General features: G+C 41.1%; 15 protein-coding genes. 9 read left to right on the top strand and 6 right to left on the bottom strand.

All coding sequences use genetic code 11. The features are described from left to right. Positions 1 to 739 precede the first annotated feature (739 nt). Positions 740 to 958, bottom strand: a complete 219-nt coding sequence (gene cspD, locus J5X91_RS00645) for a cold shock domain-containing protein CspD (protein ID WP_011328402.1) — start codon at positions 956 to 958, stop codon at positions 740 to 742. 209 nt (positions 959 to 1167) lie between these two features. Here cspD and clpS point away from each other — a divergent pair, with 209 nt between their 5' ends. Further along, complete coding sequence (gene clpS / locus J5X91_RS00640; protein WP_011328401.1) at positions 1168 to 1476, top strand: ATP-dependent Clp protease adapter ClpS; 309 nt, start codon at positions 1168 to 1170, stop codon at positions 1474 to 1476. A gap of 68 nt (positions 1477 to 1544) precedes the next feature. Beyond that, positions 1545 to 3806 (top strand): ATP-dependent Clp protease ATP-binding subunit ClpA, encoded by a 2262-nt coding sequence (clpA, locus tag J5X91_RS00635; RefSeq protein WP_011328400.1) that lies wholly within the window; start codon positions 1545 to 1547, stop codon positions 3804 to 3806. Positions 3807 to 4017: 211 nt separating this feature from the next. Here clpA and infA read toward each other — a convergent pair whose 3' ends face one another. The 4 genes from infA to trxB form a co-directional block, all read right to left on the bottom strand. Continuing rightward, the gene (infA, locus tag J5X91_RS00630; protein ID WP_002962494.1) at positions 4018 to 4236 is read right to left on the bottom strand and encodes a translation initiation factor IF-1; all 219 of its coding nucleotides are present in this window, start codon (positions 4234 to 4236) and stop codon (positions 4018 to 4020) included. Positions 4237 to 4326: 90 nt separating this feature from the next. Further along, positions 4327 to 5031 (bottom strand): arginyltransferase, encoded by a 705-nt coding sequence (locus J5X91_RS00625; RefSeq protein WP_208833853.1) that lies wholly within the window; start codon positions 5029 to 5031, stop codon positions 4327 to 4329. Continuing rightward, positions 5024 to 5740, bottom strand: a complete 717-nt coding sequence (gene aat / locus J5X91_RS00620; protein WP_011328398.1) for a leucyl/phenylalanyl-tRNA--protein transferase — start codon at positions 5738 to 5740, stop codon at positions 5024 to 5026. Before aat ends, J5X91_RS00625 begins: the two co-directional genes overlap by 8 nt. A 97-nt stretch (positions 5741 to 5837) precedes the next feature. Continuing rightward, positions 5838 to 6788: a thioredoxin-disulfide reductase gene (gene trxB / locus J5X91_RS00615; protein WP_011328397.1), complete on the bottom strand. Its 951-nt coding sequence runs from the start codon at positions 6786 to 6788 to the stop codon at positions 5838 to 5840. 288 nt (positions 6789 to 7076) lie between these two features. Between trxB and pssA the strand changes: the two genes are divergently transcribed. Further along, positions 7077 to 8402, top strand: a complete 1326-nt coding sequence (pssA, locus tag J5X91_RS00610) for a CDP-diacylglycerol--serine O-phosphatidyltransferase (RefSeq protein WP_011328396.1) — start codon at positions 7077 to 7079, stop codon at positions 8400 to 8402. 117 nt (positions 8403 to 8519) lie between these two features. On the opposite strand, the gene ald is transcribed toward pssA, so the two are convergent. Next, on the bottom strand, positions 8520 to 9641 hold the full coding sequence (gene ald, locus J5X91_RS00605) for an alanine dehydrogenase (protein WP_011328395.1): 1122 nt from the start codon (positions 9639 to 9641) through the stop codon (positions 8520 to 8522). A 138-nt stretch (positions 9642 to 9779) separates the two neighbouring features. Between ald and lrp the strand changes: the two genes are divergently transcribed. The 6 genes from lrp to serS all read left to right on the top strand — a co-directional run bounded on the left by lrp (position 9780) and on the right by serS (position 16591). After that, positions 9780 to 10259 carry a leucine-responsive transcriptional regulator Lrp gene (gene lrp / locus J5X91_RS00600; protein WP_011328394.1) on the top strand — a complete coding sequence of 160 codons (480 nt, stop codon included), beginning with the start codon at positions 9780 to 9782 and terminating at the stop codon, positions 10257 to 10259. A gap of 197 nt (positions 10260 to 10456) precedes the next feature. Continuing rightward, the gene (locus tag J5X91_RS00595) at positions 10457 to 12943 is read left to right on the top strand and encodes a DNA translocase FtsK 4TM domain-containing protein (protein ID WP_011328393.1); all 2487 of its coding nucleotides are present in this window, start codon (positions 10457 to 10459) and stop codon (positions 12941 to 12943) included. Further along, positions 12943 to 13569, top strand: a complete 627-nt coding sequence (lolA, locus tag J5X91_RS00590; RefSeq protein WP_086998676.1) for an outer membrane lipoprotein chaperone LolA — start codon at positions 12943 to 12945, stop codon at positions 13567 to 13569. Before J5X91_RS00595 ends, lolA begins: the two co-directional genes overlap by 1 nt. After that, entirely contained in the window at positions 13562 to 14905 is a 1344-nt protein-coding gene (locus J5X91_RS00585) for a replication-associated recombination protein A (RefSeq protein WP_208833852.1), read from the top strand. The genes lolA and J5X91_RS00585 overlap by 8 nt, the downstream gene beginning before the upstream one ends. Then, positions 14898 to 15278: a fluoride efflux transporter CrcB gene (gene crcB / locus J5X91_RS00580; RefSeq protein WP_041454454.1), complete on the top strand. Its 381-nt coding sequence runs from the start codon at positions 14898 to 14900 to the stop codon at positions 15276 to 15278. Before J5X91_RS00585 ends, crcB begins: the two co-directional genes overlap by 8 nt. Before the next feature lie 8 nt (positions 15279 to 15286). Continuing rightward, entirely contained in the window at positions 15287 to 16591 is a 1305-nt protein-coding gene (serS, locus tag J5X91_RS00575; RefSeq protein WP_197108179.1) for a serine--tRNA ligase, read from the top strand. The last annotated feature ends 68 nt before the right edge of the window (positions 16592 to 16659 follow it).

The raw sequence follows: 16659 nt of genomic DNA, 5'->3' as shown, positions 1-16659 counted from the left end.
CCACCAGTATTGGTAATACATTAAAGCGTTAATAATGGAGCAACGAGCAGTCAGTTAGGTGTTTATTGCCCTATATTTATATAAAGCAAAATAGTCACACCTGACCAGCTAGTACCGTATTTATAACTAAACATTTAATAAAAATAAATTAGCCTTTAGGCTAGCGTTAATACGTTATTTTTAGGGTAAAGAGTGTAACAAGCTTGGTTTAAAAGGGCTAGTTTTTGCAAGCACCATCCAAGTAGTTATACCAATTGAATTAAAAACATTGATCGTTCTAACGGACTAAAGTTTCATAATGGCATTAAAATTTTCATATAGAATAACTATACATTTAAATTTATGCTTAATTATTAAGCTTTTTTACTTGTCGCTATAGTAAATGCCAATTTTATTAAAAATATGAGCATGCTTGCGTATTAAATGACTTATTGGTTACTTTTAAAATAACTAAGGTAAAACAATGGGGTACATTATTTAACCCTATTGTTAAGCCATTTGTTTTGCGCCGAAATTACTCATTAATTTAATGTTATTGGTATATTCGCGTATTTAATACAAATTGATATTTAACATTCAATATAGAAAATATTGGGGTAGATAAAATAAATTCAAGGAAAAGGGTTGAATTTGCAGATAATGAGGCTATTAATACAGAAGAAGAGATGATAAAAAAGATGTTGAAGGAATTAAGCGAGGATCTAAACAGGTCACTCGCTTTAGTAGAACAAAATAACAGTCACTCAATAATATCACCGTTAGGCGCTATATTTTTAGCATGTAAGCCTTTAGGGCCTTGTTCTAATTCGAATGTTACATCTTGACCAGCTTTAAGTGTTTTATAGCCGTCCATTACAATTGTTGAGTAATGAGCGAAAATATCATTCTCGCAGCCGTCTTCTACGATGAAACCGAAACCTTTGGCATTATTGAACCATTTGACTTTACCACAAGCCATACTTCTACATCCTTCTATAAGTTCACTAATTTAGTTAATCTAAACTGTATAATTTGCTAGACTGACTAAGGTTTAATCAATCTATGTTTGACTGTAGTTTATTTAGCCAGTCAGTCAAGTGTTTTGATCTATTTATTAACATTTTATTTATTTTTTTATTCAAGTTTGCTTGAGTTACAAAGACAAGACTATATTTAATTATGAGTGGTATGAAAGATTCAGGTGTTATAGACATCGTTCGCGACAAGGAAAAGCAAAAGCTGCAACCACCGCGAAAATATAAAGTTGTTTTAAATAACGACGATTACACGCCAATGGATTTTGTGATTGAGGTCCTGATGACGTTTTTTAATATGGATAGCGATAGAGCAACCGACGTGATGCTGCAAATTCATCAACAAGGGAAGGGGATCTGTGGCGTATTTAGCTCAGATGTAGCCCATACAAAAGCTGAACAAGTTAACCGGTATTCAAGGGATAACGAGCATCCACTGCTATGTAGTTGTGAGCAGGAATAAATACCAAGCGAATGATCTTTCGTTCGATTGTAATGGTATAAAATTATTATCTCTGTAAGGGGTTGCCAATGCTAAATAAAGATTTAGAACTTACTTTGAACAGCGCGTTTCGCGAAGCGCGTACACGTCGTCATGAGTTTATGACGGTAGAACACCTTTTACTTGCGCTTTTGGACAATCCATCTGCTGGGGAAGCGCTAAGTGCCTGTGCAGTAAATGTTGCAGAGTTAAAAACTGAACTCCTTGAGTTTATTAACGAAACCACGCCGGTTATTCCAGATTTAGAAGAAGAGCGTGAAACTCAGCCAACACTTGGTTTTCAACGTGTATTGCAACGTGCTGTTTTTCATGTGCAATCATCGGGTAAAAACGAAGTGACAGGCGTAAACGTGCTGGTGGCTATTTTTTCTGAACAAGAAAGCCAAGCAGTCTATTTACTTAAAAAACACGACATATCACGTCTCGATATTGTTAATTTTATTTCGCATGGCATTGCCAAAGGCGATGATGAATTAGGCGATGACACCGACGATATTCACGAAGATGTACAAGAAGTGCAAAGCGAAGAAGCAAGCAAGCTCGACAGCTTTACCACTAACCTAAACGTACAAGCGCTCGAAGGCCACATTGACCCATTAATAGGGCGCGATAGTGAAGTAGAGCGTACTGTACAGGTGTTGTGTCGTCGTAAAAAGAACAACCCACTATTAGTAGGCGAAGCAGGTGTTGGTAAAACAGCAATTGCAGAAGGCTTAGCGTATCGTATTGTAAATAAGCAAGTACCCGAAGTAATTGCCGATGCAGTTGTTTACTCGCTTGATATGGGCGCATTATTGGCAGGTACTAAGTACCGTGGCGATTTTGAAAAACGCTTTAAAAGCTTACTAAAAGAGTTGCAAGCACAACCGGGTTCTATTTTATTTATTGATGAAATTCATACCATTATTGGTGCCGGCGCGGCATCGGGTGGAGTTATGGATGCATCAAACTTACTTAAGCCACTACTCTCTAGTGGGCAATTACGCTGTATGGGTTCGACAACTTATAACGAGTATAAAAATATTTTTGAGAAAGACCGTGCATTGGTACGTCGCTTTCAAAAAATTGATGTGCTTGAGCCGAGTGTTGCCGATACCACTAAAATATTAAATGGTTTAAAAGAGCGTTACGAAGCGCACCATGGCATTCGTTATACGCAAAAAGCGTTAAAAGCAGCGGCAGAGCTAAGTGCAAAATATATTAATGAACGCCATTTGCCCGACAAAGCAATTGACGTAATTGACGAGGCCGGTGCAAGCCAACGTTTACTGCCTAGCTCTAAACGTAAAAAAACCATTGGCGTTGCCGATATAGAAAACATTGTGGCTAAAATGGCGCGTATTCCACCGCAAAGTGTGTCATCTAGCGACAAAGAAACGCTAAAAAACTTAGACCGCAATTTAAAAATGTTGGTGTTTGGGCAAGATCAATCTATTGATGCGCTTACATCAGCTATTCGCTTATCGCGCTCTGGTTTAGCCAACGAAGAAAAACCGGTAGGGTCGTTCTTATTTGCAGGCCCAACAGGGGTAGGCAAAACAGAGGTAACTAAACAGCTAGCTAAATGTATGGGTGTTGAGTTTATTCGCTTTGATATGTCGGAGTACGTAGAGCGCCATGCAATAAGTCGACTAATTGGTGCGCCACCAGGTTATGTTGGTTTTGAGCAAGGTGGGTTACTCACTGAAGCGGTAATTAAAAACCCGCACGCGGTAGTACTGTTAGATGAAATTGAAAAAGCGCATTCAGATATTTACAACATATTGTTGCAAGTAATGGATCACGGTACATTAACTGATAATAACGGCCGCAAAGCCGATTTTAGAAATGTAGTCGTGGTAATGACCACCAATGCGGGCGTGCAAGAAACAACGCGTGCGTCAATTGGTTTTAGCGAGCAAGACCATACGCACGATGCAATGGGTGAAATTAATAAAGTATTTTCACCAGAATTTAGAAACCGTTTAGATAACATTATTTGGTTTAATCACCTTGATAAAGACGTTATTTTACTTGTGGTTGATAAGTTTATTGTAGAGCTTCAAGCGCAACTGGATAAAAAGTCAGTTAATCTTGAGCTAAGTGCTAAAGCACGGGAATGGTTGGCTGACAAAGGTTACGATAAAGCGATGGGGGCACGTCCTATGGCACGTATTATCCAAGAGCAGCTTAAAAAACCATTAGCCAACGAAATACTCTTTGGCGAACTTGTTGAAGGCGGTACGGTTAAAGTATCGGTTAAAGATAAAAAAATTCGCTTTGATTATCAAAGTGATTTAACACCAGCTTAGTTTAATATGCGCTAAATGAGTTAAATAAAAAGGCCTGCTTTTAAAAAGCAGGCCTTTTTTTGTAATGTTTTATAGACAACAAAAAACCCAGCAAGGCTGGGTTTTTTGTTTATTAAATGTAATTGCTAGTTAATATCCATCAATTACATTTAATAAACGCTTAAAGCTAGTGAAACACTAGCCAAAAACTAAATCTCGTTTACGCACTTACTTAGCGAGCACGGAATACGATACGACCTTTCGATAAATCGTAAGGAGTCATTTCTACCGTTACTTTATCGCCGGTTAAAATACGGATATAGTTTTTGCGCATTTTGCCTGAAATGTGAGCCACAACTACGTGACCATTTTCTAGCTCAACTCGGAACATTGTATTTGGTAAAGTATCAAGGACTGTCCCTTGCATTTCGATTACGTCTTCTTTCGCCATGTTTAGCGTAACACCTCTTTAATAGTTAAACGCTGCAGATTCTGCCCAAAATACGCCAATAAGTAAAGGCGCAGCGGCTATTTTTGCAAATTAAATAGTCAACCACTGGTCTTTGACTTGTTTTTGCGCCGGTAAAAATTGCGTTTTGTAGTTCATTTTAGGACATTCGTCTATTTGGTAGCCCAAGTACACGTAGTGCTTATTTTGTGCTTTAGCAAATATTAGCTGCTGTAAAATCATCACAGTACCCAAACTATACTGCTCATAGTCGGGGTCAAAAAAAGTATAAATAGCTGAAATAGCCTTGTCCATACAATCAGTTACAGCAACCGCAACTAAATTGTCTTGATCCCAAAGTTCTATAAAAGTGATGTTTAACCAACTGCATAATAAAAAACTCTGAAACTGTGTTTTATCAGGAGGATACATACTACCGTCTTGATGGCGCAAACTAATATATTTACTGTACAGCGCGAAGTATTGCGGGCGCTCTTGGTTAGAATATTTAACTTCAAAGCGTGTTTTTGCTTTGTTTAGTTTACGTTTGTGCGATTTTGTCTCAATAAACTCTTGTGCTAATACACGTACAGAGCTACATGCGCTACAAGTTGGGCAGTGCGGGCGGTAAATTTGGTTACCGCTGCGACGAAAACCTAACGCCAGCAAAGACTCAAATTTATCGCTGCTGTAGCAACTTGGATCAAGAATGACCAATAACTGCTCTTGGCGGTTGGGTAAATAACTACAAGCAAACTCTTGGCTTAAACCAGCGCGTGCAGGAATATGTTCATTCATAAATAGCGTTAAGCTCCTGTGGTATCCACATAGCAGGGTCTACTTTATAATTTTGCGCTGCGTGTAGTTTAGCTAAAAATGCAGGGCGTGGGATCACTGTCGCCCCTAACGACATTAAATAGGGGTTTTCGAGCTGACAATCAATAAAATGCGCGTTATGGCGCTTAAGCCAATTAACCAACGCCCACATAGCCAGCTTAGAGCAGTTTGTTTGATGATGAAACATCGACTCGCCACAAAAAACACCATTTTGCATAATGCCATATAAGCCACCTGCAAGCTCTCCCTCGCGCCACACTTCTACACTATGAGCAATGCCTGCGTTATGGGCGTTAATGTACGCAGTGAGCATGTCAGAGGTGATCCACGTACCATCGGTATCAATGCGTTGCTCGCAGCATGCTTCAATCACTTCAATAAAGGCATTATTTATAGTAACGGTGACCGGGTGCTTTTTTAAATGCTTGCGCAGGCTTTTACTAATATGAAAATTATCGAGCTCTACAATGCCGCGCTCACTGGGCGACCACCACATTATTGGCTCGTCTTCGCTAAACCACGGAAATATACCATTATTATAAGCGTTACTTAGCCGCGCTAAACTTAAATCGCCACCAATAGCGAGTAAACCGTCGGGGGAGTCGAGAGCGCACTCTATAGGAGGAAATGCTATATCGGTATTACTTAGCTGGTACAGCTGCTTTTTCATACAATACTTCAATAAAAACGAATAACAAAAGTGTAACTATAATTTAGACATAAAAAAAGGCTGATTTATCAGCCTTTTTCACTAAATACTTAACTGCTTATAGATTATCTAAAAAGCGCTCAGCATCTAATGCTGCCATACAACCTGTTCCGGCTGAAGTAATTGCTTGGCGGTAAATATGATCCGACACATCACCAGCGGCAAATACGCCTGGTACGCTAGTTTGTGTAGCGTTGCCATTAAGGCCCGACTCAACAATTATATAGCCGTCTTTCATTTCTAGTTGGCCAACAAACATATCGGTATTTGGCTTATGGCCAATAGCAATAAATACGCCCGCTAGGTCTAACTCTTCGGTTGCATCAGAGTTTGCATCTTTAATACGCACACCGGTAACGCCCATTTGGTCACCTAATACTTCGTCAAGCGTGCGGTTGTAATGCATTACCACATTACCGTTTGCTGCTTTTTCAGCTAGGCGGTCGGCTAATATTTTTTCACTACGGAAACTATCACGACGGTGAATTACATGCACTTCATCGGCAATGTTAGATAAGTAAAGCGCTTCTTCAACAGCTGTGTTACCGCCGCCAACAACCGCTACTTTTTGTCCTTTATAGAAAAAACCATCACAGGTCGCACACGCAGATACGCCACGGCCTTGAAAATTTGTTTCTGACTCTAAGCCTAGGTACTTAGCAGACGCGCCTGTTGCAATGATAAGTGCGTCACAGGTGTAAGTGCCTTGGTCGCCAGTTAAAGTGAAAGGGCGTTTAGACACGTCTACTTTATTTATGTGATCAAATATAATTTCAGTTTCAAAGCGCTCAGCATGCTCTTTCATACGATCCATTAACGCAGGACCAGTTAAGCCATGCGCATCGCCAGGCCAGTTTTCTACTTCGGTAGTGGTGGTTAATTGGCCACCTTGTTGCATACCAGTAATTAATACCGGGTTTAAATTTGCGCGGGCTGCGTAAACTGCGGCAGTGTAACCAGCGGGGCCTGAGCCTAAAATAAGTAACTTACAATGTTTTGCTTCAGTCATGGTTTTTTCCTAAACGTTTAATTCACTCTGTAATGCGCTCGATTCTAAGAAAAACAAGCAGGAAGTAAACAAAATCCGTGATTAATTTTTTTAACAAATTTTAAAGCTGTGCAATATTGTGTACTTAAAATGGAGTAATTTATGTCTAATAAGTAAAATTAGTTCAATAAACAGACTAATACGCAACAAAACTGCGTTAATTCATGACCGGTTTGATTTTTTTTGATATGTTTTACCTAATTTTGATTTGTCACTGAAAGATTATGTGACCTAAGTGAATAGGCAACTATGTTATTTTGGCAGGAAAAACCCGCATTTGGGTTGACTTCAAAAGACCTTAACGTCTTAACCAATGCGCAAGAGTACCGTACGCAATTGCTACGTTTAATTGCCAACGCAAAAAAACGAATTTATATAACCACGCTTTATTTACAAGATGATGAAGCCGGACGTGAAGTTTTAGAGGCACTGCACCAGGTGTCATTAGCTAACCCAGCGCTTGAAATAAAAGTGCTGGTAGATTTTCATCGCGCGCAACGTGGCCTTATTGGTGCCGAAAAATCTGAGGGGAATGCCAGTTTATATTGTGATTACCTCGAAAAGTTTCAATCGAACGTGCAGGTATACGGCGTACCAGTAAAAGCGAAAGAGTTATTTGGCGTATTGCATTTAAAAGGTTTTGTGATTGACGACACCTTGCTTTATAGCGGCGCGAGTATAAATAATGTGTATTTAGAGTATAACGACCGTTATCGCCTCGATCGTTACTTTTTAGTTACGCAAAACGCATTGTGCGATGCTGTAATAGACTTTATTGAAACAACATTACTTAGCTCAAATGCAGTGCCGCGTATTGATAGCCGCCCGCTGCCAAAGCTTAATGATTTTAGATTAGATCAAAAGCAATTAATGCGTGATTTAAAAACAGCAAGGTATAACAGCGCCGAGCTGCATAATACTCAGTCCTTAGGTATTCGTTTGTTTTTAGGATTAGGGCGACGCAATAACGAACTTAATCGTTTAATTAAAACCATGTTTGACGCCACCGAGCAAGAGCTAGTGTTGTATACGCCTTACTTTAATTTTCCGGCGCCGTTAATGCGCTCATTACGCCGCTTATTAAAACAAGGTAAGCAAGTCACTATTGTAGTGGGCGATAAAACGGCCAACGACTTTTATGTACCGCCTAGCGAGCCATTTAGTAAAATAGGCGCGTTGCCGTATTTATACGAAACTATTTTGCATAAATTTGTTAAAACGCAAAAACGCCATATTGATAACGGTAATTTAAACGTTTATTTATGGAAGCACGACAGTAATTCGTTTCATTTAAAAGGCATTTGTTCAGACAGAAAAGTACATTTACTCAGTGGTCATAACCTTAACCCGCGGGCGTGGGGACTAGATGTTGAAAATGGTATTTTAATTGAAGATCCACAGCAAACAATAATGCAAGATATTGACAACGAAAAGCAAGAAATTCTGCAGCACTGTCGCCGTTTAACTGGCCCAGATGATTTAGAAACCATGGACGATTATCCGCAAGCGGTTAAAAAGTTACTTGGCCAAGCAAAACGTGTAAAAGTAGATTTTATAATTAAACGTTTTATATAAGCTTATAAATTTAAAATCTATACAACAAAAAAGCAGCTAATAGCTGCTTTTTTTGTTTGCACTAATGTTTACTCTAAAGCACTCAAGTAAGTTAATGCTTGAGTGCTTTACGCTAAATTAAACGTTTTCTAGCGCAGTACGAGGATCAACATATTCCATGTTAAACGCTTGTGCTACTTCTTTGTAAGTTACTTGGCCTTTTATTACGTTTAAGCCTTTTAAGAAGTGAGCGTCGTCAAGCAATGCCTTTTTATAACCTTTGTTTGCAAGGTTAATAATAAACGGCAAGGTTGCATTGTTAAGTGCAAACGTAGAAGTACGTGGCACAGCGCCCGGCATATTAGCAACACAATAGTGAACAACGTCATCAACAATGAACGTAGGATCAGCATGGGTAGTTGCTTTAGAGGTGGCAATACAGCCACCTTGGTCAATGGCAACGTCAACAATTGCAGAGCCTGGTTTCATGGCTTTAATGTGCGCAGCAGTTACTAGTTTAGGTGCAGCTGCACCTGGAATAAGTACACCACCAATTACTAAATCGGCCTCTAGTACGTGTTTTTCAAGTGCGTCGGCAGTTGAGTAAATAGCGCGTACTTTGTTGCCAAACTGTGCGTCTAGTGCGCGTAATACATCAATGTTACGATCAAGTATTACTACGTTTGCACCTAAACCAACCGCCATAAGGGCAGCGCTACGGCCAACCATACCGCCGCCAATAATAACTACTTTAGCTGGCTCAACGCCCGGTACGCCACCAAGTAACATACCACTGCCTTTATTTATTTTTTCAAGTGCTTGTGCGCCTGCTTGAATAGACATACGACCTGCTACTTCACTCATAGGTGCTAAAAGAGGAAGGCCACCGCGAGAGTCTGTGACTGTTTCGTATGCAATACAAATTGCTTTGCTTTTAACTAGGTCTTCAGTTTGTGGTAAGTCAGGGGCAAGGTGTAAGTAAGTGAAAAGAATTTGATCTTCGCGCAGCATGGCACGCTCAATCGCTTGTGGCTCTTTTACTTTAATTATCATCTCGGCTTTTGCGAATACATCAGCAGGTGTTGCTAAAATTTCAGCACCGGCTTGTACGTAATCGTCGTTAGTAAAGCCAATGCCCATACCCGCATCTGTTTCCACTAATACTTGGTGGCCGTGATTAACGAGCTCACGAACACTAGCAGGAACCATACCTACGCGGTATTCATGGTTTTTAATTTCTTTAGGTACACCTATAATCATAATTTTGCCTTGTTAGAACGGGATAAGTTTTTTCACTATTATATTCATGAGTTGCTAGTGTGTCTTACCTTTTTTTTAACATATTATAGTGATAATATCTGTTTTTGGCTTTTAAACAGAATAATAAACTAGGTGAGTATGCATACACTATTAGATAGAATAGATCGCAAAATATTAGTGGAATTACAACAGGATGGGCGGTTATCTAATGTGGAACTGGCCCGACGAGTTGGCTTAAGTGCGACACCTTGTTTAGAGCGTGTAAAAAAGTTGGAGCGAGAAGGTTATATACTTGGTTACAAGGCTGTGGTCGATCCGGCTAAGCTTGGCCAAGGTTTATCGGTATACGTTGAGGTAACAATTACTAAAACATCGGCAGATGTATTTGACGAATTTAGTGCTGCAGTTAAAAAGCATAACGAAATAATAGAGTGCCATTTAGTATCGGGTAATTTTGACTTTTTACTTAAAACGCGGGTAAACGACATGTCAGAATATCGAGGAGTACTGGGTGATATACTCTTAAAGTTACCCAATGTTAGCGAAAGTCGTACTTATGTAGTAATGGAAGAAGTAAAAGGCGAGGAAGGCGTAATTATTCGCCCCTATGTTGCTTAAGCTGATTTACAATATGTGTGTTATTTATAGGCTAATATAGTAATTTATAATTAGTTTCGCATAATATAAGTTTAAATTATAAAAACTTGTTCATAATCAGGCCATCAAGGTTAAGATAAAGTGCAACAAAATACATTTCCTGCTAAGGTATTCCACTGCTAAGTGAGTGTAAAAATAATAAAGAGGAATAGGGAATTATGCGCCTAAACGGTGTGCAAAGGCTATTAGAAACAGGGCTGATAATCAGCACTTTTACAGCAATATTTATTTTATGTGCTTTAATCAGCTTTGATCCGGCGGATGCTGCATGGTCGCAAACTAGCTTTAGCGAAGTAAAAAACATTACTGGCGCTGCGGGTGCATGGATTGCTGACATATTATTACTCACTTTTGGCTGGTTGGCTTATTTAGTACCGGCCGCAATTCAGATATTTGGTTATTTATTATTTAAACAACCGCACCGAATTTTACAACTCGACTACACCACCTTAGCATTGCGTGTTATTGGTTTTGCTTTATTTATTACCTCAGCTACCGCTATTAGCAGCATTAATTTTGATGATATTTATAACTTTTCATCAGGCGGGGTAGTGGGCGATGTGATTGAATCGGCAATGATGCCAGCATTTAACTTTACCGGTACTTCAATACTATTATTGTGCTTCTTTTTTGCCGGTTTAACATTATTAACGGGCGTATCGTGGGTTGATTTTGTTGATTATTTAGGTGATTTAATCGTTCGTTTTTATCGTTACATAAGCAATTATGTAAAAGGCTGGTTAAACCGAGAGCGTTTAGCAGGTAATGATAATCAGCAAATAGACGCACAATTTGAACCAGACGCCAACGAGCAAGCCGATGAAACAAATACCAAAAAAGTAAATAAACAAAAATCAATTAACAAACCGCAAACGCCATTTAATGAGCCGCAAATTAGCGACGAATTTATGCCGTTTGACGAGCTAGATGATATTCTCGATCAAGAAATTGGCTTTAGCGCCATAGATGACGATCCAATGGATACAGAAGCTGCACTTAATGCACTTGATCAGAGCCCAGTAGTAGAGCCTGAAAAGCCAGTAACTACGGTAGTATCGCCAGCAAGGCCAATGAACAAGCCAAAAGCTGCGTATCAGCCGCCGCCAACAGCCAAAGAAAAATTTGAACAATTACTAAATCAAGAGCCGCCACTAGGGCCATTACCATCGCTTGATTTACTCGACAGACCCGACAAAGCTAAAAACCCTATTTCGCAAGAAGAGCTCGATACAGTATCGCGACTAGTAGAGACAAAACTGCTCGACTTTAACGTACAAGCAAAGGTTGTAGCAGTATACCCAGGGCCAGTTGTTACACGCTTTGAGCTAGATTTAGCACCCGGTATAAAGGTGTCTAAAATTACCGGTTTAGCAAAAGATTTAGCCCGTTCGCTTTCGGCAATTAGTGTACGTGTGGTTGAGGTTATTCCGGGTAAAACCTATGTAGGCATTGAGCTGCCTAACAAGTATCGCGAAATAGTGCGTTTATCAGAAGTAATAAACGCCCCTAAATTTGAGCAAAACCCATCGCCACTCACCATGGTCTTAGGTAAAGATATTGCCGGGGAGCCGGTATGTGCCGACCTTGGCAAAATGCCGCATTTACTGGTAGCCGGTACTACAGGCTCGGGTAAATCAGTGGGCGTTAATGTGATGATAGTAAGCTTACTGTACAAATCGGGGCCTGATGATGTACGAATGATCATGATTGACCCTAAAATGCTTGAACTTTCGGTATACGAAGGTATTCCGCATTTATTGTGTGAAGTAGTTACCGACATGAAAGAAGCCGCTAATGCACTACGTTGGTGTGTAGGCGAAATGGAGCGTCGTTATAAGCTAATGTCGGCTTTGGGTGTACGTAACTTAAAAGGTTACAACCAAAAAGTGCTTGAAGCCAAAGAAGCGGGCTATCCAATAATGGACCCATTATTTAAAGACACCGATGGCATGAAAGATGGCCCAGATGAGCTTGGAAAACTACCTAGTATAGTGGTAGTAATTGACGAATTTGCCGACATGATGATGATTGTAGGTAAAAAGGTAGAAGAGCTAATTGCCCGTATTGCGCAAAAAGCACGTGCCGCAGGTATTCATTTAATACTGGCAACACAGCGCCCATCGGTAGACGTAATTACCGGTTTAATTAAAGCAAATATACCAACGCGTATGGCGTTTCAGGTATCGAGTAAAATAGATTCGCGCACTATACTTGACCAACAAGGTGCCGAAAATTTACTAGGTATGGGTGATATGTTGTATTTACCGCCAGGTACAAGTGTTCCTGAGCGTGTGCATGGCGCGTTTGTAGACGACCACGAAGTACACGCAGTAGTAAACGACTGGAAAGCCCGTGCTAAACCAAATTACATAGACGAAATACTTAATGGCGACGCGAACGAGGATATTTTATTACCGGGTGAAGCCAGCGAAAACGCAGATGAAGAAAACGATCCGCTATACGACGAAGCCGTGTCGTTTGTAATTGAAACCGGTAAAGTATCGGTGTCGTCTGTGCAACGTAAATTACGTGTTGGCTATAACCGCGCAGCACGCTTAGTAGAACAAATGGAAACATCGGGTATCGTGAGTTCAGCTGGCCACAATGGCGCTCGCGATGTATTAGTACCTAATGGAGCAAATTAATGAAAAAACTTAACACCTTATTATTAGTACTTGGCAGCTTAGTTGCTACGCCAAGCTTTGCAGACGACAGCCAAGCATTACAAGATCAACTCGCATCGCTAAAAAGCTTTAAAGCTCAGTTCTCGCAAAAAGTAACAGACAAACAAGGCCAAGCAGTAATGCAAGGCGAGGGCACAATTGCCCTGCAACAACCTATGATGATCCGCTGGCAGCAAACTAATCCAGACGATACATTATTTGTATCAAATGGGGATAAAACATATTACTTCGACAGTTTTGCCGAGCAAGTAACTATTATGCAAACTAGCAGCCTTATAGATTCAACGCCGTTTGTGTTACTTACCTCAAAAGACCCAGCGCAGTGGGAGAAATACAGCGTACTGGCTACAAATAGCGGCTTTAGCGTAACGCCAAACAAAGGCGTAGAAAGCCAAGTGGAGCAGCTAGATATAACCTTTGCTGGTAACGAGCAAGGTTTGGCTAAATTAGTGGTAACCGATAATTCAGGGCAGTTATCGTCGTTTACTTTTAATGATGCACAAGTTAATACGCCGCTTGATAAAAGCACCTTTGAATTTACGCCTCCTGAAGGTGTTGAAATAGACGATCAGAGTAACGGTGAGTAACTTAGGATTTAACTTTGGGCCCGATGTGCGCCCACTCGCAGCGCGTATGCGCCCAACAACGCTTGATGAATACATTGGCCAGCAGCACTTACTCAGCGCCGATAAACCACTGCATCAGGCAATTGTTGCAGGGCGCTGCCATAGTTTAATATTGTGGGGCCCGCCGGGCGTAGGTAAAACAACGCTCGCGCAAATAATTGCCAACCATGCTGATGCTGCGCTTATTCAAATGTCGGCAGTTACTGCAGGCGTTAAAGACATTCGCGACAGCGTTACGCAGGCGCGCGAAAACCTACAAAGCCGTGGCCAACGCACCTTAATGTTTGTTGACGAAGTACACCGTTTTAATAAATCTCAGCAAGATGCATTTTTACCACATATAGAAGACGGTACGTTTATATTTGTAGGTGCAACCACCGAAAACCCATCATTTGCACTTAACAACGCTATTTTGTCGCGGGCGCGGGTGTATGTTTTAAAATCGCTTGCCGATACCGACCTATACACAGTAATAGATCGTGCACTCAAACAAGACGAACAATTAAACCAAAAACACATAATAATTGCCGACAACGCTAAAAAAGCACTGTGCCAAGCAAGTGGTGGCGACGCGCGAAAAGTACTTAACTTACTAGAGCAAGCGGTTGATTTAACCACGGAGCAAAACGGCCAATACAACGTAGACGAGCATGTACTTAGCCAAGTGCTGCCCACACATTTAGCTAAATACGATAAAGGCGGCGATGAATTTTACGATTTAATCTCAGCCTTTCATAAATCAGTACGTGGCAGCTCCCCCGATGGCGCGCTGTACTGGTATTGCCGTATTTTAGCCGGTGGTGGCGACCCATTATATGTAGCTAGGCGATTACTTGCCATTGCTACAGAAGACATTGGTAACGCCGATCCGCGCGCTATGGAAGTGGCGCTAAACGCATGGGATATTTTTCAGCGAGTAGGCCCAAGCGAAGGCGAACGCGCAATTGCTCAAGCCACACTTTATTTAGCCAGCGCACCTAAAAGTAATGCGGTGTATATGGCGTTTAATCAAGCCAAGGCCGATGCCCAAAACGAGCCAAGTTACCCCGTGCCAGAGCATTTACGCAATGCGCCAACCAACTTAATGAAAGACTTGGGGTATGGCGCTGAGTATCGTTATGCGCACAACGAAGAAGGCGCTTTTGCTGCCGGAGAGAAGTATTTACCACCAGAAATGCAAGGTAGGGAGTATTACTTACCGAGCGATCGTGGCCTTGAGCAAAAAATTAAGCAAAAGCTCGATTACCTAAAAGAGCGCGACGCGCAAAGCCCACTTAAACGATACGAAAATGATTAAACTTTATATGATGATCGCCCTTGGTGGAGCCTCAGGAGCGTGTTTACGGTTTTTTATTAGCGAAAGCATGCTAAAACTCCTCGGTAGGGGATTCCCTTTTGGCACGTTGGCGGTTAATATTCTGGGTTCATTGTTGATGGGCATTTTGTACGGTTTACTAGATAAAGATATAATCGCCGAAAGCCCTGCTAAAGCCCTGATCGGGGTTGGCTTTTTAGGTGCGTTAACCACCTTTTCAACATTTTCAATGGATTCGCTGTTGTTGTTACAACAAGGTCACTTTATTAAAATGGCCCTCAATATCATCTTAAACGTGATGGTGTGTATTTTTATGGCTTGGCTGGGCCTTCAGCTAGTAATGCAAAAAGGTTAAAAACTAACATGTTAGATTCTAAATTTTTACGTCAAGATATCGAACAAACTGCAGCACGCTTAGCGGCTCGCGGTTACGAACTCGATGTAGCGACGGTCACGGCACTTGAAGAAAAACGCAAAACATTACAAGTAAAAACGCAAGAACTTCAAAGTCAGCGTAATGCAAGCGCAAAAGCAATTGGCCAAGCTAAAGCCAAAGGCGAAGACGCTCAACCGCTACTTGATGCAGTTGCTAACTTAGGTAGCGAACTAGACGCAGCAAAAGCGCAGCAAGATGTCGTATTAGCCGCAATTAACGACATTGCTTTAGCAATTCCAAACTTGCCAGACGAATCAGTACCTGCAGGTAAAGACGAAGACGACAACGTTGAAATTTTAACGTGGGGCACACCTAAAAAGTTTGATTTTGACGTGAAAGATCACGTTGATGTAGGCCAAGACTTAAACGGCTTAGACTTTGAAATGGGCGTTAAAATTAGTGGCGCACGCTTTACTGTAATGCGCGGCCAAGTAGCGCGTATGCATCGTGCATTAACGCAATACATGCTAGACACCCACACAGACAAAAACGGTTACACAGAAATGTACGTACCGTACCTAGTAAATAGCGCAAGTCTATACGGTACTAGCCAATTACCTAAGTTTGCGGGCGATTTATTCCACACGCTAGGCCTTGTAAACGACGATGGCGAACAGCAATCAGGCTTTAGCTTAATCCCTACAGCAGAAGTACCACTTACTAACAGTGCACGCGATGAAATTTACGACGAAAGCGATTTGCCAATTCGTTTAACCGCACACACGCCATGTTTTAGAAGTGAAGCCGGCAGCTATGGTCGCGACACTCGCGGCTTAATTCGCCAGCACCAGTTTGATAAAGTAGAACTTGTACAGCTGGTAAAACCAGAAGACTCAATGGCAACGCTTGAAGAGTTAACAGGTCATGCAGAGCAAATACTACAAGAGCTTGAACTACCGTACCGCAAAGTAATTTTATGCATGGGCGACATGGGCTTTGGCTCAGCTAAAACCTACGACTTAGAAGTATGGTTACCAGCGCAAAACACCTACCGCGAAATTTCATCATGTTCAAACATGGTAGATTTTCAGGCACGTCGTATGCAAGCACGTTTTCGCCGTGAAGGGGCTAAAAAGCCAGAGTTACTACATACACTAAATGGCTCAGGTTTAGCCGTTGGCCGTACACTCGTAGCCATACTAGAAAACTACCAACAAGCCGATGGCACAGTTGTAGTACCAGAAGTGTTACGCCCGTACATGGGTGGACTTGAAGTGATTGGTAAGCAATAAAAATCAAGTTTAAGTTAAGCAAGCTTTAAGCTTGTAAATCTTAAGACGAAAGCCGCTGTTTGTAATGA

This window comes from Pseudoalteromonas sp. K222D, assembly GCF_017653575.1.
In the GTDB taxonomy this organism is placed as follows: Bacteria; Pseudomonadota; Gammaproteobacteria; order Enterobacterales; family Alteromonadaceae; genus Pseudoalteromonas; species Pseudoalteromonas nigrifaciens.
The sequence above is the reverse complement of the archived record's forward strand: the minus strand, read 5'-3'. Positions and strand labels throughout refer to the sequence as shown.